This window comes from Pseudomonas sp. (genome assembly GCF_026224925.1).
Lineage (GTDB): Bacteria > Pseudomonadota > Gammaproteobacteria > Pseudomonadales > Pseudomonadaceae > Aquipseudomonas.
Window position 1 is genome coordinate 12,558 of sequence record NZ_JAMFRV010000107.1, and the last position, 24,184, is coordinate 36,741.

Here is a 24,184-nt window from a genome sequence, read left to right on the forward strand (position 1 = left end):
ATGCGCTCACTTTTTCAGGGCTTTGGGCAATGTCGGTAGAGGCTGCACGCCTTACCATCTGCCGATGCGCAGCGTACGACGTAGCCTTGGTAAACGACTTTGTGCAACATCGTCGCTTCATTGACCTCTTCGCCCGATATCAAGACATGGCCGCCGCGCCGCCCGAGGGATATGCGGTAGTGGGGCGCGGTGTCATCCCGGCATTTGACGCGCACCGGAAATACCTCGGTGCCGTCAGCCAAGACGAAACTGAACTGCTTAGAGCATCGATCCAGTTCCGCGGCCATAAGGTTCTCCAGTGGGTTAGCGTTGAGTTTCTCTAGAAACAATAGCTTCGGCGTTCATTTCCAGTTCGGAGCGCGGGGTGTCGAAGAACTTGTAGCCGCCTTTGAGCCCGTCGTTCACCAGCGCCCACATACCCTTGTTAAAGTCGTAACTGACGTTCTTCACGTTGTAAGGCAGGGTTTTGTCATACAACTGCACCCCACTTAGGAAGATCGAACGGTACAACGAGCCACTGGCATCCCAGGCGTCATACAGGCCGGTGCCAAAGTTGTCTTCATCAAGGTAATAGGTGCGCTTGCTGTAAACGTGACGCATGCCCGGCTTGAGGGTCGCTTCAACTACCCATACGCGGTGCAACTCCCAACGTTCGCATGCAGGGTTGGCGTGGTGCGGCGTAAATTGGTCTTCCTGTTTGCAGTCAAAATAAAATTTGTAGGCGTTGTAGGGAATGTACATCTCTTTGCGCCCGACTAACTTGTAGTCGAAACGATCCTGCGCGCCCGAGAACATCTGAAGTTCGTCGAACAAGTTAACCCCGCCCTGGTTCGATACTGGCGTGTCGTAACCAAATTCGGGCGCCAGCTTGATGCGTCGCTGGCCAGGTGTGTAGCTCCAGGCACGGCGTGGCTTGGCAATCGGGTCGAGGTAGTCGTCAAGTACGATCAACTGGCCCGCACTGCGCGCCGGGTATTTATCCAGCGCGTAAACCCGGGCGTACATCTGCGGGTCACGGTCCGCTTGCTTGACCTGATAGTAAGGCTGCTCTTCGAACGTCCGTTGCTCGGCGGTTTTGGTGAGTTGGCCGTTAGCATCGATGACCCAGCTATTGGAGGAAGAGGTGGTCGAGTAACCATGACCGATCTTGTAACGCAGTTGCTGGTTCCACATGACCTCGTTGCCGTTTTTTGGAACCGGGAAGGGCAGGCCGCCACGGCACACCGGGTCTACCGCCAGCCCGTCGTTGAGGGTTTTGCAGCTGCCGGCGTTACGCACAGTGGCGTCGAGGACTTCTTGTGGGTAGGCGGTAGTGCGGTGGCTCGGGTAGATGTCCAGGTAGTACTCGGGGTACTTCTTGAGCAGTGTTTTCTGCCCGTCGCTGAGCTTGTCCGCGTACTTGTCCATGTTTTTCGAATCAATCCGCACCAGCGGCTTTTCATCTTTGTACGGGTCGACCCAGAAACCGCTGTCGGCTATGAAGCCCGGCGGCGCAGTGCGCAGGCCGCCCTCGTAGGCCGGGATCGAACCGTCGGCGTTACCGGCACGGATCGCACCGAACGGGGTCAGGGTTTTTCCTAGTTCCGCGGCTTCTTGCGCAGTCACTGCAGCCACGCTGACGGCAGAACAACCGAGCAGCGCGAAGGCCAGGACCAGGCTAGGGGTTTGATGTCGTAACACGGGCGTTTCTCCTGAATTCTTGTTGGAGACCAAGCAGAAAAGTTATCTGACTGCTTAGAAAGAGGTCTTGAACGTGAAGGCCAGCCAGCCGCGATCGGTACTGCCCACGCCGCCGTTACCGCCCACGGTGTTGCCGGCTAGGGTTTTCGATTGGGCGGTGGTGTCGGCGTAACGCAAGCCGAACTCGTAACGTTGGGCGTAGGTGAGTTTGACCCCGGCGGACCAGGACAGTGAGCCTTCGTTGCCGCCACCGGCAGTGGCAGCGTTACCGTGCAGGCCGTAGTTGGTAGTGATTGGTACGTCCATGTCCCATGACGGGAAAATCGACAGGTAAGTCGGCGTGAAGTTGACCGCCAAGCCGTAATAGTCGCGGGTCGAGCAACCATCGGACTTGTCACCCGCACCGGCGACACCGGTGCGCTCGTTGACACAGCCTGGCTGGCCCACACCGTCGTACAACTCTTTGTGTTCGGTGACGCGTTGGAGGTGGCTGTAGGCAAATTCGGCAACGACCGTGGCGTTCTCGGCCAGGAAGCTGCGCGGCATCAGGTACACGCCGTTGGCGATAAAATGCAGAGTGTCGCCACGCGGCCCTTGGTCATCAGTCGGGTCCACGCTGGTGGCATTCAGCGCGCCGTTCATGCGGTATGACAACTCGCTACCCACCGAGACCGATTCGATAACCCGGGAAAAGCTCAAGCCCACCAGCTTGACGTCACGCGGGTACACCAGGCGATAGTCGGCCTGGGCGAAGCGTATTTCCGGCGCCAGCCACGGTTGGTAATCGTCAAATTGGCGGTAGTAGGCGCCAAAGTTCGATTCGATGGACTCGACGTTCAGCTTGGCCATCACGCCCCAGTTGGCGCTATCACGGCCGAACTTGGAGGAGGAGTGGTTAAGGTATTGACCGTTGCCCAGCGGCAAGCGATCGGTGCCTTCGAAAAACGGGTCCGCCGGACCAAAATAGGTGCCGCCATACGGTAACCGGGTGTTTTCCCATTCATAGAAATATTGCCCGGCGATGGTCAGGGCATCGGTGACCTGCGCCTTGGCAAATATCTGCCCGACCGGCAGGAACACTTCCTTGATCTCGATCCCTGGACTGGTGACTGCCTTCACACCGTCCGTAGGCGCCTGGGAGTAGGAAATCGAATGCGCAGCGAACAGTAAACCTTCGCCCCAATAGTTAGTTTGCCGACCGACTTTGACGTTGACCAGCGCACCCGCCAGCGAGAAGTTTTTCCAGACAAAGGCGTCCAGTATTTCGCCGGACGGACCATTGACGTATCGACTGACCTGCGAACTGTAATGGTTGTTGTTGTAACTGGTGCCGTAGGCGGGGTTGCTTGGACTGACGCTGCTATCGTCATAGGCTTGGTCATACCAGCCCGCAGCGCTCATGCGTGCGCCCCAGTTGTTGAGGTAGGAGAAGTCCAACTCGGTCAACAGGTCGAGGCGGTTGGTGACGACGTCGCCCTTGTTGAACTTGCCGTCCGACTCGTCATAGTTGGGGTTGTTCATGATGCGGCTGTCCTGGCCCTCCGTGCGCATTCCCAGGGTGTAACGAACGGTGTTGTCCCAGCGCAGCTGGTAGTCGGGATTGGGTAGCTCGATCGAGTCGGCGCAGGCCAGACCGCTGGCGCCCAGCACCAACAACGTGATGGCTCCGCGCGTGACGGCGTTGCGCCCCTGCAAGGTCATGTCTTTCATCGGTTTACCTTATTTTTATTGTCAATGCGTGGTTCGGGAAGCGCGCTTGGCTGACTTAGCGGCCAATGGGGTAAATGATCGACTTTTCCTGGGTGAACTCTTTGAGCCAGTCGGGACCGAATTCACGGCCGATACCGGAGCGCTTGAAACCGCCGATGGGTGCATAGGGCATCTGTCCGCCACCGCCATTCAGGTACACGCTGCCTGCGCGGATGCGCCGGGCCATGTGCAATCCGGTGGCGGCGTCTGCAGTGAAAATCCCGCCATTGAGGCCGAAGCGCGAGTCGTTTGCGATGGCCAATGCCTGTTCATCGGTCTCGAAACCAATCGTCACGCCCACCGGGCCGAAGATTTCTTCCTGAGCGATTTCCATGTCATTGCGCACGTCATCGAACAGCGTCAACTCGCTGAAGAAGCCGCGTTTAAGGTCCGCCGGGCGTCCGCCGCCGCACACCAGACGCGCTCCGCTCTCGCGGCCCCGGTCGATAAAGCCCTGAACCTTGGCCCGCTGAGATTCGCGGATCAGCGGCCCCATCATCACCGTCGGGTCGGCTGGGTCGCCGACTTTGATCTGGCTGGCGATGGCCTGAGCGATCTGCATGAACGGCGCGCGGATAGATTCATGCACCACAAACCGCGTCAGCAGTGCGCAACCCTGACCAGCGTTCACCGTCAAGCCGCCGACCGCTGCCATCGCTGCCGTTTGCACGTCGGCATCGGCCCGTACGATCAGTGCTGATTTGCCGCCAAGCTCCAAGTGAACACGTTTGAGGGTGGGGGCAGCCTGGCTCATGATGCTGATGCCGACGGCTTCGGAACCGGTGAAAGAAACCATGTCCACGCGCGGGTCACTGCTCAGCAGCGCGCCGATCTGAGGGCCGCCGGTAATGATATTCAGCACCCCGGCGGGAAGCCCGATTTTTTCCGCCAGTTGCCCGAACAGCAACGCTGAGTAAGGGGTGAATGGCGAAGGTTTGAGCACCAGCGTGTTGCCGGCCAGGAGGGCAGGGAAGACCTTTGCCAAGTTCAACAGGAACGGGAAGTTGTAGCCGGTAATGCCCGCCACCACGCCGATTGGCTCGCGCTCAATGCTGCCACCGCCCAGCAGTAATGGGCCGCCGGGATTGAACGGATTAGGTGCTGCGTGCGTTGCAATCTGCCGGGGTTCGCCGTTCAACGACTGATCGATGGCGGTCAGCACATGGCCCAGCGGCATATCCACTTGCATCCCATAAGTCACGCCTTGGGAGCAGCCGACTTCAGCGATGATCAAGGCGGCAATGGCTTCGCGTTCTGCAACCAGTGCCGCATGCAGGCGCCGCAAATAACCGGCGCGCTCGTGCATGCTCATCAGCGGCCACGGCCCATGATCGAAGGCATGGCGTGCGGCGGCGATGGCAGCCTCTGCGGTGCTCTTGTCGCCGACGGGCGCGTGTCCAATCACCGCTTCGGTGGCCGGGTTCAGTACTGCTTCGTAGTCCGTCGTCGGCACCCAGTGACCGTCGATGTACAGTTTGTCCAAATGAGTAAAGGGAATGCTCATCAGCATGTCGCTCCTTCAATTTTGCCGGTCATGAGTTCCGCAGCGCGCATGGCAACGGCCATGGCCGGGGCGTTGGTGTTGCCGGATGGCAGGGTCGGCATCACCGAGGTGTCGACCACGCGCAGGCCTTTAACGCCACGCACACGCAGGTGCAGGTCCACCACCGAGGCTTGGTCGTCGCCCATGCGGCAGGTGCCGGAAACGTGAAATGCGGTTTGACCGTAATGGCGCAACGCAGCGAGGATCTGCTCATCGGTTTGCGCGTCAGGGCCGGGGGTGAGTTCTTTGACGATGAACGGCTTGAGCGACGGTTGCTCGGCCAGTTTTCGGAACCAGCGGACCAGCGCAATGCCTGCGGTGCGGTCGACTTCGGCGCTCAAATAGTTGGCATCGATAAGCGGCGCCACCGACGGGTCTTTGGATTGGATACGGATTTCACCCTGGCTTTCGGGGTGCAGAAAATAACCGCCGAGGGTCAGGCCTGGCTTTTTGTCGATCATCACTTTGTTGCCGTCGCCCAGCATCGAGTACAAGCTCACGCCGATTTGCGCGTCGGGACGATCCAGGCCCTTGCGGGTTTTGACGAAGCCGCCAGCCTCGTGGGCTGCGTGGGTCATTGGGCCTTTCTTGCTGACGAAATAACGCAGCACCGAGCGCAGCAATCCGAAACCGGAAAAGCTGTGATTGAAGCTGCCGCGGGTAACCCGGTACTGCATGGCGATGTACAGGTGTTCACGCAGGTTGCGACCGACGTTCGGCGAATCGCTGACCACCTTTATGTCCAGCGAACGCAGCAGGTCACCGGGACCGACACCCGATAGCTGCAGCAATTTCGGACTCTCGATGGCCCCCGCGCACAGTACGGCCTCGCGAGCGATACCTACCGTGCTCTGACCTGATGCATCGCGAAGCTGCAGCGTCACTGCTCGGCCGGCCTTGAACTCGATGAGTTCCACGGTGGTGCCTGTGAGCACGGTCAGGTTAAGGCGCTCGCGTACAGGATCAAGAAACGCCTTGGCGGCGCTGAAGCGCTGACCGCCCCAGGTGGTTTGCGGTTGGTAGCCGAAGCCGCCGTGTTTCACCGCGTCGACGTGGTTGGTATCAGCCACTTTCGCCGTCCCGAGCTGAGCGGCTGCGGCGATCACCGCGTCACACAGTTCATCGCCGGAGGGATGCACACTGACTTTCAGCGGGCCACCCACGCCACGCCAATCTGCGGCACCCAACTGGTGGTCTTCGAGGGCGACAAACTGCCGGCCAATGTCTTTCCAGCCCCAACCGCTGCAGCCATTGGCTTCCCAGCCATCGTAATCAGCCGGAGCGCCGCGCACATAGACCATGCCGTTGACAGAACTGGAGCCGCCCAGGGTTCGGCCCTTGAGCCATAGTTCGTTGCCGAGGTCTTTGCCGCGTGAGGCCTGATAGTCCCATACGTGGGGGTTGCCGGGCGCCAGCAGTTTGCCGATGCCTCGGGGCATGGCGATCATTGCACTGCTGTCTTGCGGGCCGCTTTCGATCAGCAGCACCGATACAGTGGAATCGCTGGACAGCCGATTTGCCATCACGCAGCCGCAAGAGCCCGCGCCGACAATGACGTAGTCGTAGGATTTGTGCATTTTTATTGTTCTGCTCTACAGGGAAAGTACTGGACAGAACGGACTCTAAAACCGTCGCCACACATCCACAACGGACAGAAAACCCGATCTGTTCGGTATGGCTTGAAACTGACTTGTTGAACAGTGCTGAACACCGCTGCTTGCTTGCTCTGTGGGCCTGTGACAGTCTTGGCGAAGTTTATTGAAACACTCCTGAAGAAACTGTTTAAAAACCACTACAAAAAGATATTCACCAAGCCTCTCACGTAGAGATTCCGGATGAATCAGAATATTCCCACCGTTGCCGACTGGCCCCATGAGTCGGACGTCAGCGGCGACCGACATGCCTTACGCGCGCAACGCACGCGCGAACTAATGCTGGTGACCATGTATCACCTGGCACTGGAGAAGGATTACTGCGACATCACGGTGCAGGATCTTCTCGACCGATCAGGCATCGCACGGTCGACGTTTTATACCCACTTTCGCGACAAAGAAGACCTGCTGGTCGCCGGCTACGGGGTCATGGGTGCGCCCGCGATAAAACTCAGTAGCGTCGCGGGTCGAGAGCGGGTGGTGCTGGATGTGTGCGGCTGGTTATTTTTGGCAACCGAGCAGCACGCGGCATTGACCACTTCGTTGATGAGTGGAACGTCTCGATACATTGTCTTGGCACACTTGGAAAACCTGCTGGTCGTTCAGGTTCGTGAGCACATGAAGACGCACAACGCTTATGACTCCAGCGGTTTTAGCGGTGAGATTGCGGTGCGCAGCCTGGTCGGCGGGTTGCTCGCTCTTTGGCTTTGGTGGGTGCGCCACGATTATCCCTGCGCGGCGCTAGGACTCAGTGCAACTTTCAACGGACTGATGAGCCAAGGCATTTGGCCCGAAACGGATTGCACTGCCTGATCCACAGGTAGGGCTACCCGTCTAACGATGTCTTGTGAGAAGGAGTCATCCCGCTTGAGTTTTGAACGTCAAACTCGAAACGCCCCGATCAATTGTTTTAACTCTGCTATCTGAACGGTCAGCTCACCGCTGGCACGTTCTGTCTTATTGGCACCGGAGGCAGTGCGTTCACCCGCCTGGTTGATCGCGACGATGTTGCGATCGATATTATGAGCCACAGCCATCTGCTGCTCGGCAGCGGTCGCGATTCGCTGGTTCTGGTCGACGATCTGGCCCACGGCATCAAGTATATTGACCAGCGCTTTCTGCACCTGCCCTGATTGGCCGACTGCGCCGTTGGCGGTGTGATGACTCAGGCCCATGGCTTTTACCGCAGCCCCTACGCCGTTTTGCAGGGCTTCGATGGTCTGTTGAATTTCGTCGGTGGATTGTCGAGTACGTTGAGCCAACGTGCGTACCTCATCGGCCACTACGGCAAATCCCCGGCCTTGTTCGCCAGCGCGTGCGGCCTCAATCGCCGCATTCAGCGCCAGTAAATTGGTTTGCTCGGCGATACTCTTGATAACGTCCAGGACGGTGCTAATTGACGTACTGTCGTTGGCCAATTGATTGATCACAGTAACCGAACACTCGATTTCCTCGGCCAATCGCACGATGCTTTTTTGCTGCGAATCGAGCAGCCCGCGGCCACTGGCGGTTTCCAGGTTGACACTCTGCGCGCTGGCGACCGCGGCGACGGCACTAAGTGCGACCTCTTGGGCCGTTGCCGTCATTTGGTTCATTGCGGCGGCGACCTGTTCAATCTGACCTCGTTGATCTGTAACGGCCACGCTGCTTTGTGCCGAAACCGTTTCTACCTGGCCGGCCTGAAGCTGAACTTCGCCCACCGTGCGACCGACTTGTTCGATCAAGTCATGGATCTTCTGCACCGTGGTATTGAGCGCCAGGCCGAGGTCGCCCAGTTCATCGCGGCTTTGTGCATGGAAGCTGACGGTCATGTCTCCTGTAGCGACCTTGCCCATCACCTGTCGAAGGCTGCGCAAGGTGCCGCGGGTTGCGATATAGAAGGCCGCAAACAGGTAAAAGATCGTCACGAACACCACGGCAACGCCGGCACTCAGTATCAGCATGTTGTTGCGCTTCTGCGCCAGGCGCTGCTGCAACTTATCGTCGAGCACGTGCAGGGTGGCATCGTTTAATCGATAGGTAGTGGCCATCAGTTCGCTGACCCGGTCATAAAACTGTTGCCACGGCATCTCGAGTTCGTCGGCAGCTACCACGTTTTTTTCGAACAACAGCCCACCTTGTTTCAGCGACGCCCGGCTGGCCGTTGCCAATGCCTGGAGCTGTTGTGTGGTGCTTGGGCTGACAAGCAACGCTTCGTCCAGCCTAAGGCCATAATCTGCGTCCAGTTTGTCCAGCGCATTGAGCAGGATGTCGAACTTCACGTTGGCAGAGGTGTTCAATAGCTTCTGCGCCAATGAGTAGGACCCCATCGTGCGACCTTGACCGAGCATCGACGTCACCTGCGCAGTCACCGTATTGACCAGCTCGATGAGCTGACGAACTTCAGGTTCATCGTCCTGGCTGAGCCCTGCCTGGCTGGCGATGATGCGGCAAAGCAGTTGAGCATCGGCGAGTATCCGGTCGATGATCAGACTCTTGTTCTGTAAGGAAGTCGCAGTCTGCTGCGCTTTGAACTGCTTGATCATCTGGTCGCGTTTGCTATTGAACGCGGCAATCTGGTCGTCGTCGATGCTGACCACCGCCAGCCTTTGCAGAGTGCTCATCACCTGTTGTTCAAGGGTGGCGATGCGCGACTCGAGGTCTTCGTTTTTGCCGGAAGGTCCGAGGATCGCATTGATTTCGGCCAGGTTGCTCAGCGCCTCCAGATCCTTGCGTAAGCCCAAGCTTGAACCCAGCAGATCCAGGCTTTGCAGCTCGACTTGGGTGCTCACGTACCGACGATACGAGTCGCGAACCAAATAGAGATTGCTGGCCAGCATCGGCAGGAAAAAAAGCATGCTCATGAGACCGAATTTTTTGGCGAAGCTCAGGCGGTTCATCAGTGCAATTGCCGGATACATCAAGCTCATCATTTAGCCTTTTCCTTTCTGTTTTTATTTTTGTTCTTTAAAGCACGGCTTGTGAATTTTTCGAGTCATGCCCACTGATTCAGTCGGGGTATTCACATTAGTTATTCTTGATTAAGAATACTAGTCTGTATTGAAAATTATGTTATTCATTGAACTGGCCGGAACGGCTGGCCAGCTAGCAAAGCCATTTAGGTGGCCTTTAAAAATAAGAAGAGTTGAGGGTGTGCCATGAGCGACGGGATTCTTCACGCGATTCGGGTCATCGATGTGTGCAGCGGTATCGCCGGCTCGGCTGCAGGTTTGCAGTTGAGCGAAGCAGGGGCCGAGGTAGTGAAAGTCGAACCTGCTGCAGGCAACCGTCAGCGTGGCACGCCGCTCTTCCGCGTGCTCAATCGCGGAAAACTCAGCGTAGCCTTAGACCTTGAAACGCCTGATGCGCTAGGCGATTTGCTGGCTACTGCGGATGTACTCATACATGAGTTCACCCCCGCTAAAGCCGCCGCCCTTGGGCTGGATGACATTACCTTAGGCAAGCGTTTTCCTCGACTGGTGGTCTCGGCTATTGGTGGCTGGCCGCCGCGCCATGAATTGGCCAATGCACTGCCCAGGGAAACCCTGGTACTGGCCCGGCTCGGGCTGCTTGATGAGCAACCCGGTCACCGCCCAGGGCCGGTTTTTGTGCGCATGCCGTTCGCCAACTGGCTGGCCTGTTGGCTGTGTGTGGTTGGGGTCATGGCTCGGTTGATCGCCCGGGACCGAGACGGTCGCGGCGGCCCGGCGCATACCAGCCTGGCGCAGGCGGCACTGGTGCCGATGACCATGCACTGGACCCGTGCCGAAACGCCGACCGCAGTATTCGCCAAAGGGCTGGATAAACACATTCCGATTCCGTTACACCAGTGCAGCGATGGCCGCTGGATTCATGTGCATTACTCACCGGATAAAGCGCCTTGGATGTCGGCTGCGTTCACCGAATTTGGTGACGCCGAAGTGGCCCGGCTCAATGCGTTATGGCCGCCCAGCCATGTAGCGCCAAACTTCGGTGCGAACCGGGCGGTGTTCGCCACCCGACCCGCCCAAGACTGGGTAGAGCACCTGTGGGCACACGATGTGGCCGTGCAAATCGCCGCACCTTTTGGCTCGATTTACTTCGACGAGCAGGCGCGGCTCAACGGCTACGTGGTTCCGGTCGACGATCCGCTGCTGGGGAACACCTTCCAGCCAGGGCCTTCTTATAGCGTCGAACCCCCAGCTCAAGTGCGTGGCCCCTTGCATGCATTGGGTGCGGATAACGCTCGCGTTTCGGCCCATCAGCCTGCGGTCACGGCGCAACCAGAGCATCCTGTGCATACCGCGTTGCCACCCTTGCACGGTCTGAAGGTGCTTGATCTCGGCGCCTATCTGGCCGGTCCGTTCGCCTGCATGATGCTGGCTGATCTGGGAGCCGAAGTGATCAAGGTCGAAGCACCGGCCGGGGACGCGATGCGTCGGTTGGAGCGTACTTTTAGCGGAACTCAACGGGGCAAACGCGGGGTTGCTTTGAAGCTTGGCGATCCTCAGAGCCAGCCGTTGGTGGACGCGTTAGTGCGCTGGGCAGACGTGGTTCACCACAACATGCGCCTACCTGCTGCGCGCAAACTCAAGGTCGATTACGCAAGCCTGCAAGCGCTTAATCCAGGTCTTCTTTACTGCCATGTCAGTGCTTATGGACCCCATGGCCCGCGTGCCGATTGGCCCGGTTTCGATCAATTGATGCAGGCCTCGTGTGGCTGGGAAACTGCTCAGGGTGGACTCGGAAATCCACCGCAATGGTTGCGATTTGGCGTGGGCGATTTCTTTGCTGGCTTGTCATCTTTGTATGCCTTGTTGCTGGGCCTTTATCAGCGCAATCGCAGTGGCGAAGGGCAGATGGTGGCGTCGTCGCTGCTCGGCGCTACGATGCTGTCGATGAGCGAAGCGGTGGCGTTTGACGACGGCACTGTCAGTGAAGTCGATGTGCTCGACAGTGAGCAAACCGGGCTGGGCGCGGAGCATCGTTTGTACCGCTGCACCGACGGCTGGATAGCCGTGGCGGCGTTAGAGCCCACGGAGATCGAGCACTTTCAGGCGACGGTAGGCGCCACGCCAACGGCTTATTTCAGCACACGCAGTCAAGCCCAGGCGTTGGCGGATTTGCACAGCGCCAAGGTGCCCGCGGAGATTGTTAGCGAAGCACAGCTCGATCCGTTTCTCGACGATCCGGCGCATGCCGCCGCTGGCCTGCATGCCCATTACCCCCACGCGGTTTACGGCCATCTGCAGCAGATCGGCGGCTTCTGGGATTTCGGCGATCTGCCGCTTTCTCTCAACCGTGCGCCGCCGGCATTGGGCGAACACAGCCGCGAAGTGCTTAACGCCCTTGGTTTTACCGACGACCAGTTGCAACCGCTGGCCGACGCTGGCCTGCTAAAACTTTAGGTCGACCCTTTCTCGCTACAAGGAACTGACATGCACGAGCTTTACATGCACGAGCTGGATTTCAGCGGCAAGACTGTATTGGTCATCGGTGGCTCAAGCGGAATCGGCAACGGGATCGCGCAAAACTTCCGGAGTCGCGGCGCCGAGGTATACGTCTGGGGTACGCGAGCAACAGCAGCGGATTACGCCGACTCGTCAGACTCCAATCTGCAGGGCTTGCATTACGCCCAAGTCGACGTCGGCGACGCTGCTCAGATAGAGCGCGCGCCCATTGTCTTTGGACAGCTGGACGTGCTGGTTCAGGCCCAAGGAACAGTGTTGTACGACCGCCAGGAATTTCAGGTGGAGGGCTTTCGCAAGGTGCTGGACATCAACCTCACCAGCCTCATGGTGTGTGCGCAAAAGTTTCACCCGCTACTCAAGGCGGCGCAGGGCGCGTTGATCATCGTCAGCTCGGCAGCCGCCTTCCATTCCACTCGTGGTAACCCGGCCTACAACGCGTCGAAAACCGGCGCGTTCGGTCTGACCCGAACTTTGGGCGAGGCGTGGGCGCGGGACGGGATTCGGGTCAACGGCATCGCGCCAGGGTTGGTGGAAACCAAATTGACGCGCATCACCACTGGCAATCCGAAGCGTCTTGAAGGGGCGTTGCGCACTATTCCATTGGGGCGTCTCGGTACTCCCCAAGACATGGCCAACGTCGCGCTGTTTCTTGCTTCACCGCTGGCCAGTTACATGCTTGGCCAAACCCTATTGGTTGACGGCGGAATGTTACTCGCCTGATTGCATATTGAAAGGAGGGCCCGATGGCCTGGGATTTTGAAACCGATGCCGATGTTCAGGCAGAACTGGACTGGATCGAGCACTTCGTCCGTGAAGAAGTCGAACCCCTGGAGCACGTGCTTGGCAGCCCGTGGAATATCCATGACCCGTTGTTCAAGGAGCTGGTGCGACCGCTGCAAGCGCAAGTGCGTGAGCGCCGCTTGTGGGCCTGTCACTTAGGTCCGGAACTGGGCGGGCCAGGTTACGGCCAGGTACGTTTGGCTCTGATCAACGAAATCCTCGGTCGTGCGCTGTTTGGCCCCATCGTTTTTGGCTGCCAAGCGCCGGACTCCGGCAACAGCGAAATCCTCGCGCACTATGGCACCGTCGAACAAAAACGCGCCTACCTGCAACCGTTGCTGGACGGCGAAATTGTCTCCTGTTTCGCGATGACTGAACCCCAAGGCGGCGCCGACCCTAGTGTGTTTACCACCGAGGCGCGACGCGATGGTGACGACTGGGTCATCGACGGCGAAAAGTGGTTCGCCTCCAATGCCCGCTACGCTGCGTTTGTGATCGTGATGGCAGTGACCGACAAAAGCCTTGGCGCCCATGGCGGCATGTCGATGTTCATCGTGCCGACCGACACACCGGGACTGCTGATCGAGCGCAACGTTGGCATCGCCGATGATCCGGCCGCAACCCATGCCTACCTGAAATTCAATCAGGTTCGTGTGCCGTCCAGCAGCATGCTTGGCGAACCGGGACAAGCGTTTGTGGTGGCTCAGGTTCGGCTCGGCGGCGGGCGCGTTCACCACGCCATGCGGGTCATAGGTCAGGCGCAAAAAGCACTGGATGCCCTATGCCAGCGGGCCTTGTCGCGCAGCACCCAAGGCAGTCGGTTGGCAGATAAGCAGATGGTCCAGGAAAAGATCGCCGATTCGTGGGTCGAGCTGGAACAGTTCCGCCTGTTGGTGATGCGCACCGCGTGGCGGATCGACAAGTATCAGGACTATCGCCGGGTGCGCAAAGACATCGCGGCGGTCAAAGCGGCGATGCCCAAAGTGTTGCACGACATCGCCGCCCGGGCGTTGCAGGTCCACGGGTCGCTAGGAGTCAGCGAAGAAATGCCGTTTGCTGGTTTGATCATTCGCTCGTTCCAGATGGGCCTGGCGGACGGTCCGACTGAAGTGCACAAGGTCACGGTTGCCAAGCAACTGCTGCGTGATTATCAGCCGCAAGAACAGATGTTCCCCGATTACCACCGGCCGACGGCGGCGGCCAAAGCTCGGGAAAAGTACCGTGTGGAACTGGCCCGCTGTGGCGAACGGGAAACCCAGCGATGAGCAGCGATGACTGGCAAGCCTTGGTAGACATCTGCCGGTTGACGCGTTGGATGGACGCGCAAGGTCTGGAAAACGGCCCAATCAAAGACCCAAAACGCTTGACCGGTGGCACGCAGAATCTGTTGCTGCACTTTCGGCGTGGCGAGCGTGAGTTCGTGCTGCGTCGACCGCCGTTGCACCCGCGTCAGGACGGCAGCAAAACCATCGCCCGAGAGGCGCGTGTTTTGGCGGCGCTGGCGGGGACGGGAGTGCCCCACGCCGGTTTGATTGCAGCCTGTGATGACACCGCTGTGCTTGGTGCCGGCTTTTACCTGATGCAACCGGTGGATGGCTTCAATGCTTCGGCGGGGATGCCCGAGTTACATGCCAGCGATCCGCAGGTTCGTCGCGAGATGGGCTTTTCAATGGTCGACGCCTTGTTGCGGCTAGGCGAAGTCGATTATCGGGCAGTGGGTCTGGATGATTTCGGCAAGCCCGAAGGGTTTCTCCAGCGTCAGGCGCCGCGTTGGTTGTCGCAACTGCGCAGCTATTCCGATTACCTCGGTTGGCCCGGTGCTGCCGGGTTGCCTGATGTCGAGGCAATTGGGCAATGGCTGGTGCAAAACTGCCCGACTCACAACACCCCCGGGATTTTGCATGGCGACTTTCACCTGTCGAATGTGATGTTCAGCAACAGCGGCCCGCAGTTGGCTGCGATCGTCGATTGGGAACTGGCAACCCTCGGCGATCCGCTGCTGGATCTTGGGTGGCTGGTGGTCAGTTGGCCAGAAGCCGACGGCCGTGGCGCGGGGACTATTCATGTGCAGCCGTGGGGCGGGTTTCCCAGCGCCGATGAGCTGATCGCCCGATATCGCGCCGCCACTCGCCGCGACCTGTCCGCGCTAGATTGGTACATCGTGCTCGCCGGCTTCAAGCTCGGCATCCTCCTTGAAGGCAGCTACGCCCGAGCCTGTGCCGGCAAGGCACCCATGGATGTCGGCCAGACCCATCACGCGTCGGCGTTGCGTCTGTTCGAGCGCGCGCACGCCACGCTTTCGCGCAACAAACCGAACTCTCAGTGGTAAACCTTGAAAGGAGCCTCGCAATGGAAACCCGTTTGCAGCTACAAGGAAGGAAGATCATCGTCACCGGCGGTGCTCGCGGGATTGGCGCCGCGGTTGTGAAAGCGTACGTCGACGAAGGTGCTTATGTGGTGAGCCTGGACATAGGCGAAAGCGCGGTGCCAACAGCGGAGCGGGGCGGTGGCTGGGCCAAAAGTTATGTGTGTGATATCTCCAGCCCCGAGTCGATCAACCAAGCCTTCGCCTGGGCCTCACAGCAATTGGGTGGCCTGGATGTGTTGGTGCACGCAGCTGGCATTGCCCCAAATGCCATGGCCCATGAAATCGAACTGGATGAATGGGAACGGGTGTTTGCGGTCAATACTCGCGGTACCTTCCTCACCAATCGTGCTGCCTATGAACTGCTCAAGAGCCATGGCGGCCGCATCATCAACTTCGCCTCTGCGGCAGGGGTGGTGGGTCAGCCGGGTAAGGCACATTACGCGGCAAGCAAGGGCGCGGTATTGGCGTGGACCCGCACAGTGGCGCGGGAGTGGGGCGCAAAAGGTATTACCGTCAACGCTATTGCGCCGGCAATGTGGACGCCCATGTACGAGAACACCCGGGCCAGCATGTCGGCTGATCAACTCAAACAGCACGACGCCTTCATGGACGGGCAAATTCCCATCGGCGGTCGCTTGGGCGATGCAGCACAGGATTTGGCCCCGGTACTGGTGTTTCTGGCGGGAGAGGGTTCGCGTTTCGTCACCGGCCAGACGCTGATGATTGACGGCGGGATGGTGATGCTCAGCTAAGGCGGCTGTAACCACTTCGCCTGGCTAACCGAAAATAGTCTGAACTTGCATCAAGGTGGGCTTCTCTACTGCTGTGTGTGCATTGCTTGCACACTTTTCGGAGATATGCCTAATGAACAGGTTTAGCTTTTTACTTGTGAGTGTCGTTGTCTGCTTGCCGCTACTGGCAAACGCCGACGATTTACTTATGGATAAACACCTCAATGGCCTGAAGATCGACGCCGGGATGGAAGGTAACAGCGACAGCGGCGGCCAGAGCGCCAGTGGCGCCTTGCAGGCATTAAAACTTACCAATAATGACTCGGTTGCGGTGATATGCATGCTCAAACCAGGCCCGGCCGAGTCAAGCGATGCACAGTCGCCACCGGCGGTCATGGCCCCAGGCGAATCGGCGACTTTGCGGGTTGAGGGTAAATACACCGGCGCACCGCTCAAGGCCAGTCTGGAGTGCCATAAGAAGTAACGATTGCGTTAGTTCGGTGCGCCCGCAGTGGGCAATAGGGCGCCGCTGATCATCTTCATCTGTAGTTCGACTGCCGCCGTCATCGACAGGTGCGGGCCGAACCAGTTGCCTGCATCGTTGAGCAGAGATAGCAAGCACGGAACTAAGGTGTTGACCGGCACTGGCTTGAATACCTGGCGCTCGATGCCGTGATGCAAGATCGCGGTCAATCGTTGAGAGCACACGGCGCGCAGGTGTTGAATGCGCACTTGTTGCTCCTGTTCCAGGCATCGGAACTCCATGCGCGTCAGGCGTGCGCGTTGATCCTGACGGAGGGTGAAATGCAGGTGTGCGCGCACAAAAATGCCAAGGGCTTTGAGCGGGTCTGCCCCTAGGGGTTTGAAGGTGGGTAGGGCATGCAGTAGCTCGGTTTCATAGCTTTCGATCAGCTCAAACAGCAGCGCCTGTTTACTCTCGAAATGGTTGTACAGCGACCCCGCCTGCATCCCCACGGCCGATGCCAACTGACGCAAACTCACCGCCTGGAAACCCTGCTCGACAAACAAACACAGCGCTACATTTCTGATGTGTTCGCGGGGGGACGTACAGATTCTTTCGGCGACGGACATAAGATTGCTCTTTAGCAGATCTGTGAAGCCGACGTGCTGGCGACGGCATAAACACACAAAGCTTCCCGAATGAATTCGGTCCCACAGGTGGTAGTAGATCCCCTAATGTGGGACTGAGTCATTTGGGAGGCCGCCGGCGCGGCGTATCAGACAAGACGCCGCGCCAACGCATTAGCTCCTAAAGAGGATCAGAGCTGCATGACGTCGATCTTTGTTCCGGTCATTGGCGCTGCGTCTACAAACAATGCTTTACCGTGCCACTGATTCAGTAACGTCTCGCGTTTTGCCTGGGCATGCACCAAGTAGCGCTCTTTGACCGGGCCATAGCCGCGGACGGCATCAGGCAGTTCTGCGAGGCTTACGGCGAGTAAGTGATTGTCCTGACTCAGCTCCTTAAGGATCAGATCAAGCACGGCTTCGTAACTCTCCAGCCATTGGCGTTCGACCTTGCGCTCATGGGTGCGGCCAAACGGGTCAAGCCAAGTGTTACGAAGGAACTTCATTCGCGCCAGCAGCTTGAAGCCTTGGAGCATCCATGGGCCGTAGCTGCTTTTCTTCGGCTCCACACCGGCCTTGTTCAGCACGGGCGGGGCGAGGTGGAAGCGCAGGGCGAAATCTCCCTCGAAATTCGCTTCGATTTTCTTCAGGAATTCCCCGTCAGTGAACAACCGTGCCACTTCGTACTCATCTTTGATGGCCAGCACCTTAAAGTAATAGCGCGCCACGGCTTCGGTCAGCGGACCGGGCTTGCCCAGCAACAGGGACTCGGCCTTGCGGATCGCTTCGACGCGGCCCAGATAGCGTTGCGCGTATGCTTCGTTCTGATAGGTCCGCAGAACCTCCATGCGCCGGCGGATGCGCTGATCAAGGGTTTGAGACAGTTCACGGTCCGGGCTTTTTGCTTTTAAGCTTTCCAGACGTGCCAGCAGACGCGGCAGGTCAACCGCCGCACGACGTCCCCAGAGAAATGCCATGCGGTTGAACTCAACGGCCGTACCGTTCAGCTCGATGGCCTGCATCAGCGCCTCTTCACCCACCGGCAGCCAGCCCATTTGATAGGCATGGCCAAGCATGAAGGTGTTGGTGGCGATGGAGTCACCCATCAACGCGGTGGCGATACGGCTGGCGTCGAGGAACAACGCGTGGTCGCTGCCGACGCTGTCGACGATCTGTTCGGCCATGCCCTGACTGTGGAAACGCGGGTCGGGGTTAGCCGTCAAGTCGCCGGTTTCTGCCTGTCGGGCGAAGGTGCGGACGAACGCACTGGTAATGCTCTGTTCACTGTTAATCAACGCATGGGTCACGCCATGCCGCAGCTTTGTCAGGGTTTCGGTATGGGCACTAACCACCAAGTCGCAGCCCAACAGCAGGCTGGTTTCGCCCTCGGCTATGCGTGGCGCGAAGAGCTGATCTTGGCGCTGGGCGATGCGGATGTGCGACCACACCGCGCCGCCTTTTTGGGCCATGCCGGCCATGTCCAGATTGAGCGCGCCTTTGCCCTCGATAAACGCCGCCATGCCCAACAATGCGCCGATGGTGACCACGCCGGTGCCGCCAACGCCGGTCACCAGGATGCTGCACGGCTCGTCCAGCGCCAAGGGCGTTGGAGTCGGCAGGTTCCACTTTTCTTCCGCGCTTTGCGCCAACGCCTTTGGTTTACGCAGGGTCCCGCCCTCGACGGTGACAAAGCTGGGGCAGAACCCGGTCAGGCAGGTAAAGTCCTTGTTGCACGACGACTGATCAATCTCGCGTTTGCGGCCAAACTCGGTTTCCACCGGCACCACCGACATGCAGTTCGATTTGCTGCTGCAATCGCCACAGCCTTCGCACACGGCTTCATTGATCACTACCCGGCGGGCAGGATCGGCGAACTTGCCACGTTTACGCCGGCGGCGCTTTTCTGCTGCGCAGGTTTGGTCGTAGATCAACGCCGACACGCCGGCGAACTCACGTAGCTCCTGCTGAACCTCATCCATTAGGTCGCGGCGATAGACCGGCACGCCGGGGGCGAGGTCGTCGATGTGCTGGTATTTTTCAGGTTCTTCACTGACCACCACAATCTTCAACACGCCTTCAGCGGCGAGCTGACGGCTGATCTGCGCCACGCTGAGGCTGCCGTCCACCGGTTGGCCGCCGGTCATGGCCACGGCGTCGTTGTACAGAATTTTATAAGTGATCGAGACCTTGGCCGCCACTGACGCACGGATTGCCAAAAGCCCCGAGTGGAAGTAGGTGCCATCGCCTAGGTTGGCGAATACATGGCGGGTTTCGGTAAAGGGTGATTGCCCGATCCAGGCCACGCCTTCGCCACCCATTTGGCTGAACGTCTGGGTCTGCGGATAAATCCAGGCGGCCATGTAATGGCAACCGATTCCCGCCAGCGCACGGCTGCCTTCAGGGACCTTGGTCGAGGTGTTGTGCGGGCAACCGGAGCAATAATGCGGCACTCGTTCCATCAAGTTGCCCAGCGGTTGGCAGGCTTGCAATTGGGCATCGAGCACGGCCAGACGCACCTGCAACGGACCGCTTTGGCACACACGCAAAATACGACGCGCCAAGGCCCGGGCAATCTGCGCTGGGGTGAGTTCGCCAATCGCTGGCAGCAACCAGTCAGTGTGTGGCAGGCTCCATTCGCCTTTGTCGTCGAACTTACCGACGATGCGCGGGCGAACGTCCTCGCGCCAATTGTAGAGTTCCTCTTTAAGTTGGTACTCGATCAGGTGGCGTTTTTCTTCGACCACCACAATCTCTTCCAGACCCTCGGCGAACTGCCGGACGCCGTCGGCTTCCAGCGGCCAGATCATCCCGACTTTGTACACGCGCAAGCCAATCTGGTTGGCCAAGGTTTCATCGATACCCAGGATGTTCAGCGCCTGACACACGTCCAGATATGACTTACCTGAGGTGATGATGCCGATCCGAGCCTTGGGCGAGTCGAGCACGATGCGGTCCAGGCGGTTGGCCTTGGCGTAGGCGAGGGCGGCATACAACTTGTGTTCCAACAGGCGTTTTTCTTGCGCCAGGGGCGGATCTGGCCAACGGATATTCAGGCCGCCTTCGGGTATCGGGAAATCCGGGATGATTGGCTGGACCCGTTGCGGGTCGAGGTCGACGATGGCTGCGCTTTCTACTGTGTCGGCCACGGCCTTTAGCGCCACCCAACAACCGGAATAGCGCGACATTGCCCAACCGTGTATGCCGAAATCCAGGTATTCCTGAACCCCGGACGGCGCCAGTACCGGCATCATTACGGCTTTGAAAATATGCTCGGTCTGGTGTGGCAGCGACGAGCTCCGGGCGCCATGGTCATCACCGGCAATGGCTAGCACACCACCGAAAGCCGAGGTCCCGGCGGCGTTCGCATGGCGAAACACGTCGCCGCAGCGGTCGACACCAGGTCCCTTGCCGTACCACATGCCAAACACGCCGTCGTACTTGGCGCCTTCGAAAATACTGACCTGTTGCGTGCCCCAGACCGAGGTGGCCGCGAGGTCTTCGTTGACACCCGGATGAAACACCGTGTGGTTCGCTTTCAAGTGGTCGCGCGCTTTCCACAACGCCTGATCGAAATTACCCAAGGGTGAGCCGCGATAACCTGAAATGAAACCGGCGGTATTCAGCCCGTTGGCCAAGTCACGCTGACGCTGCATCAAGGGCAAGCGGACCAGCGCTTGAATGCCGGTCAGCAGCACTTTGCCGTGCTGCTGTAGGTACTTGTCTTCCAGGGACGGAAGCTTACTCATCGGGCGTTCTCCAGGCTTATTTTGGCGTGCGTCCGCAGGGAGAAAACCGGCGCACTTGTTATGGGCCTGAGTCTAGATCGGAGTCCCGTCATCGTAAAATCACAAATTTACGGGAGCGGTATTTGCTAAACAGATAGCTGCTTCGGATCACGGATGATCACTTCGCCCTCTGTTTGCGAGCCTTTGTATTTCATCGATAGCGACGTGCACTTGGGCAATAGCCTCAATCGTTGTCCGCTGTTACCCCGTCGCGTCTACTCCAGCCAGTCGTTCACCCATGGTGGACGCGCCATCTGAAAGTCAGCTGAACAATAAAAACAATGGGCATGACGGAGTGGATCGATGCGTAAATCGAGATTGAAGATTGCTAATGAAGCGTGGGGACTGGCAGCGTTGCTGGTGTGCGCGGGGGAAGTGGGCGCAGCGGAGTACGATATCGGCAATCCTGACTTCAACCTGCGCTGGGACAATACCGTTCGCTACAACATCGGCATGCGCGCTCAGGGACGCAACAGCGCACTGGCCAATAACGCTACCTATGATGAGTCTGATTCCAAGTTCGATCGCGGCGACGTGGTAACCAACCGCGTCGACCTGATGAGCGAATTCGAATTGACGTACAAGCAGTACCACGGCTTTCGTGTCAGTGGTTCGGGTTGGTACGACCAGGCTTATGCTGATGACGATGTCAAGACCAACGGTGGCAACGTCTATTACCCCGGAGCACCTGCCGGGCCCAGTACGCCGAGCTATCGTGGCGGTGAGTATTCCGGGCAGACCAAACGCTACCATAACGGCCCCAGCGGAGAACTGCTCGATGCCTTTGCCTTCACCCGATTTGACCTGGGTGACATCCCGATCAGCCTTCGCGCCGGTCGGCACACGGTCTATTGGGGCAATGGCTTACTAATCGCTGGCCATGCCATGTCTTACTCCCAGGCACCCATCGACGGGCGCAAGGCTCTGGCCAATCCTGGCACTGAAACCCGCGAGATATTCCTGCCGTTGACGCAGATTTCCGGCCAGGCACAGGTGACCGACAAACTCTCGGTCGCCGCGCAATATTTCCTGGAGTGGGACACCACCCGTGCACCGGAAGGCGGTACCTACCTGGCGGGGGCGGACGTCCAGCTACAAGGTCCGAACCAGCTACCGGTCGCCCCCGGTTTCGCCTTGCCGATCATCGACCCGAAAACCCCGAAAAACGCCGGTAACTGGGGGGTGATGGCGACCTACAGCCTCGACTTCATGCATTCGGACATCAGTGCTGCCTATCGCGAGTTCGACGACTACAACCCTTGGGGTCTGCAGGTCGGTTCGGACTTTGCGCGTTATATCTACGCCGAAAACGTCAAGCAATACAGCCTCGGTTGGGCGGCGGGACCGGTCTTGGGCGGTGCCTCGGTCGGGGTTGATTTGTCATATCGGCAGAACGCCCCACTGATGTCTAGCAGCTTCGGCCTGGTGGATAACCAGGGTGCACGGGGCGATACCTGGCACGTGGTCGCCAACAGCCTGTGGCTGCTGCCGCAGACTCGGTTCTTTGACACCGGCAACCTGATCACGGAAATCGCCTACAGCCATTTGCAGCAAGTCACCAAGAACGAAAACCAGTTCCGCGGCGAGGGATACGGCGGCTGCGTGGGGCAGGACAGGAGCGACGGCTGCGCCACCAAGAACTATGTCGGTGTTGCAGTCAGTTTCGCTCCGCAATGGTTGGGTGTGTTTCCCGGCTGGAACCTGTCGGCGCCGATCAGCTTCGACTACGGCGTGTCCGGCAATGCGGCCACCGGTGGCGGCAGCGAAGGCAAGTACAGCTACAAAGTCGGAGTCAAGGGCGTGCTCGATGAACGCTACGAAGTGACCCTGGCCTACATCGGTTATGGCAGCGACACCAAAGAGCGCTATGTGCCCGGCGTAGGCAATACCGTGGTTGGTGGACGCGGCGATATCGGTCTGACCGACCGAGACTGGGTGTCGCTGACCCTGAGTACGGCCTTCTGATCGACCTGCGCTGCAACGACACCCAATAACAATGACGGGAGAATTCTCATGAAATTTATATGGACAGGTTTTCTGGCCGCCGCGCTGATACCCGTGTTCTCTACACCGACCTTCGCCGACGAAAACTCCGTACCGGCTGATCTGGGCGCGCGCTTGACCCGTTTCGGCGCTATCACTGCTGGCAACGCGGCAGGGACCATTCCTGCTTATGACGGCGGCTTGAAAGTGCCCGCGGGCATGGTCCCCGGAGACGGTAACTGGCCCAACCCTTTTCCTGGCGAGAAACCACGGCTGCGCATCACGGCCGCCAACGCCGCGCAGTACGCCGACCAGCTGGGGGCGGGGCAAATGCAATTGCTCAAGCAGAACCCTTCGACCTACTACCTGGAGGTTTACCCAACGCACCGTACGGCGGCGTTTCCCGAGAACTTCCTCGCTGCGACCCAACGTAACGCCAGTAATCCTGAGTGCAAGACGCTAAACGATGGGTTGTCCATGGCCGAAGCCTGCCGGGGAGGGCTGCCGTTTCCGCTGCCGAAGAACGGCATGCAAGTGATGTGGAATTACCTGCTTAATTACCAAGGTGTCAACGGCTGGGACTGGAACCACAGCGCCTATGTGGTCAGCCAAGGGCGGCCAACGTTGACCAACACCAACCGCTCGACGGGTGAGAAGCCCTTCTATCAAGTCGATGAACCGACCCGTGACCCAAAAATGGGTTCGCGGATTTGGTCCCGAACCATGGCGCCGGCGCGCAATGCCGGACAGGCGTCGGGTTATTGGGATTACCTCGATCCCGTGGCCGAGGCCCGTTACGCCTGGAGTTACTCCACCGGACAGCGACGCGTGCGCAAAGCCCCGGAATTTGCCTATGACACACCCAACTCTGCCTTCGGTGGTGTGGCCTTCTACGACGAAATCTTCCTGTTTTCGGGAAAGATGGACCGCTTCGATTGGAAGCTGGTTGGCAAGAAGGAAATGTTCATTCCCTACAGCAACTATGACCTGAAGTGGAAATGCGACATGACCACCAAGTTGATGGAGAAACACATCAATCCGGATTGTGAGCGCTGGGAGTTGCATCGGGTCTGGGTGGTGGAAGCCACACGTAAGGATGGCATACGGCATGCCCAGAAGATCCGCCGCTATTACATCGACGAGGACACCTTCGGCGCTGCGATCTACGACGCCTGGGACGACAGCGGCGCGCTGTTTCGCACCGGCTCCCAATACAACATTGAGGCCTACGGCGTTCCCAACAACCCGCAGGAAGATTCGTACTCGCTGTACGACTTCACCCGCGATCAGTACGGCATGTTCGGCAACGGTCCGACCCGCTATCGCCAGGCTCCGGTGGCCGAGCGCGAGGCCAATCCGCAAACCATCGCTGGCGGCCAGACCCGATGAGTACTG

The 24,184-nt window shown here is 58.9% G+C and carries 18 protein-coding genes; 10 read left to right on the forward strand and 8 right to left on the reverse strand.

Translation table 11 applies throughout. The features are described from left to right. Nucleotides 1–14 precede the first annotated feature (14 nt). Genes M0974_RS04810 through M0974_RS04830 form a run of 5 tightly spaced genes read right to left on the reverse strand, consistent with a single transcriptional unit; the run spans nt 15 to nt 6,549 of the window. Entirely contained in the window at nt 15–287 is a 273-nt protein-coding gene (locus M0974_RS04810) for a hypothetical protein (protein WP_297833455.1), read from the reverse strand. A 16-nt stretch (nt 288–303) separates the two neighbouring features. Further along, a complete protein-coding gene (locus M0974_RS04815) occupies nt 304–1,680 on the reverse strand; it encodes a DUF1329 domain-containing protein (protein ID WP_297833457.1) in 1,377 nt (458 codons plus the stop codon). A 54-nt stretch (nt 1,681–1,734) separates the two neighbouring features. After that, on the reverse strand, nt 1,735–3,390 hold the full coding sequence (locus M0974_RS04820; protein ID WP_297833459.1) for a DUF1302 family protein: 1,656 nt from the start codon (nt 3,388–3,390) through the stop codon (nt 1,735–1,737). Between the two features lie 55 nt (nt 3,391–3,445). Further along, nucleotides 3,446–4,933 carry an aldehyde dehydrogenase family protein gene (locus tag M0974_RS04825; RefSeq protein ID WP_297833461.1) on the reverse strand — a complete coding sequence of 496 codons (1,488 nt, stop codon included), beginning with the start codon at nt 4,931–4,933 and terminating at the stop codon, nt 3,446–3,448. Beyond that, nucleotides 4,933–6,549 (reverse strand): GMC family oxidoreductase, encoded by a 1,617-nt coding sequence (locus M0974_RS04830; RefSeq protein ID WP_297833463.1) that lies wholly within the window; start codon nt 6,547–6,549, stop codon nt 4,933–4,935. Before M0974_RS04830 ends, M0974_RS04825 begins: the two co-directional genes overlap by 1 nt. Before the next feature lie 258 nt (nt 6,550–6,807). Between M0974_RS04830 and M0974_RS04835 the strand changes: the two genes are divergently transcribed. After that, nucleotides 6,808–7,437 (forward strand): TetR/AcrR family transcriptional regulator, encoded by a 630-nt coding sequence (locus M0974_RS04835; RefSeq protein WP_297833465.1) that lies wholly within the window; start codon nt 6,808–6,810, stop codon nt 7,435–7,437. A 68-nt stretch (nt 7,438–7,505) separates the two neighbouring features. Here M0974_RS04835 and M0974_RS04840 read toward each other — a convergent pair whose 3' ends face one another. Next, nucleotides 7,506–9,536, reverse strand: a complete 2,031-nt coding sequence (locus tag M0974_RS04840) for a methyl-accepting chemotaxis protein (RefSeq protein WP_297833466.1) — start codon at nt 9,534–9,536, stop codon at nt 7,506–7,508. A gap of 225 nt (nt 9,537–9,761) precedes the next feature. Between M0974_RS04840 and M0974_RS04845 the strand changes: the two genes are divergently transcribed. The 6 genes from M0974_RS04845 (at nt 9,762) to M0974_RS04870 (ending at nt 16,416) form a co-directional block, all read left to right on the forward strand. Then, on the forward strand, nt 9,762–11,990 hold the full coding sequence (locus tag M0974_RS04845; protein WP_297833468.1) for a CoA transferase: 2,229 nt from the start codon (nt 9,762–9,764) through the stop codon (nt 11,988–11,990). Nucleotides 11,991–12,020: 30 nt separating this feature from the next. Then, entirely contained in the window at nt 12,021–12,773 is a 753-nt protein-coding gene (locus tag M0974_RS04850; RefSeq protein WP_297833470.1) for an SDR family NAD(P)-dependent oxidoreductase, read from the forward strand. A 23-nt stretch (nt 12,774–12,796) separates the two neighbouring features. Continuing rightward, the gene (locus M0974_RS04855) at nt 12,797–14,098 is read left to right on the forward strand and encodes an acyl-CoA dehydrogenase family protein (protein WP_297833472.1); all 1,302 of its coding nucleotides are present in this window, start codon (nt 12,797–12,799) and stop codon (nt 14,096–14,098) included. After that, nucleotides 14,095–15,162 carry a phosphotransferase family protein gene (locus M0974_RS04860; protein ID WP_297833474.1) on the forward strand — a complete coding sequence of 356 codons (1,068 nt, stop codon included), beginning with the start codon at nt 14,095–14,097 and terminating at the stop codon, nt 15,160–15,162. The genes M0974_RS04855 and M0974_RS04860 overlap by 4 nt, the downstream gene beginning before the upstream one ends. A 20-nt stretch (nt 15,163–15,182) precedes the next feature. Beyond that, nucleotides 15,183–15,953: an SDR family oxidoreductase gene (locus tag M0974_RS04865; protein WP_297833476.1), complete on the forward strand. Its 771-nt coding sequence runs from the start codon at nt 15,183–15,185 to the stop codon at nt 15,951–15,953. Nucleotides 15,954–16,065: 112 nt separating this feature from the next. Next, complete coding sequence (locus tag M0974_RS04870) at nt 16,066–16,416, forward strand: hypothetical protein (protein WP_297833478.1); 351 nt, start codon at nt 16,066–16,068, stop codon at nt 16,414–16,416. Nucleotides 16,417–16,424: 8 nt separating this feature from the next. Here the strand turns inward: M0974_RS04870 and M0974_RS04875 are convergent, their stop codons facing one another. Beyond that, nucleotides 16,425–17,024: a TetR/AcrR family transcriptional regulator gene (locus M0974_RS04875; protein ID WP_297833480.1), complete on the reverse strand. Its 600-nt coding sequence runs from the start codon at nt 17,022–17,024 to the stop codon at nt 16,425–16,427. Nucleotides 17,025–17,212: 188 nt separating this feature from the next. Further along, nucleotides 17,213–20,767, reverse strand: coding sequence for an indolepyruvate ferredoxin oxidoreductase family protein (locus tag M0974_RS04880; protein WP_297833482.1), 3,555 nt, complete (start codon nt 20,765–20,767; stop codon nt 17,213–17,215). Nucleotides 20,768–20,920: 153 nt separating this feature from the next. On the opposite strand from M0974_RS04880, the gene M0974_RS04885 reads away from it, so the two are divergent. From M0974_RS04885 to M0974_RS04895, 3 genes are read left to right on the forward strand one after another with little or no spacing between them, the layout of a single operon-like run. Then, a complete protein-coding gene (locus M0974_RS04885) occupies nt 20,921–21,064 on the forward strand; it encodes a hypothetical protein (protein WP_297833484.1) in 144 nt (47 codons plus the stop codon). A gap of 45 nt (nt 21,065–21,109) precedes the next feature. Beyond that, entirely contained in the window at nt 21,110–22,771 is a 1,662-nt protein-coding gene (locus M0974_RS04890) for a DUF1302 family protein (protein WP_297833486.1), read from the forward strand. Nucleotides 22,772–22,819: 48 nt separating this feature from the next. Beyond that, a complete protein-coding gene (locus tag M0974_RS04895; protein WP_297833488.1) occupies nt 22,820–24,178 on the forward strand; it encodes a DUF1329 domain-containing protein in 1,359 nt (452 codons plus the stop codon). Nucleotides 24,179–24,184 lie beyond the last annotated feature (6 nt).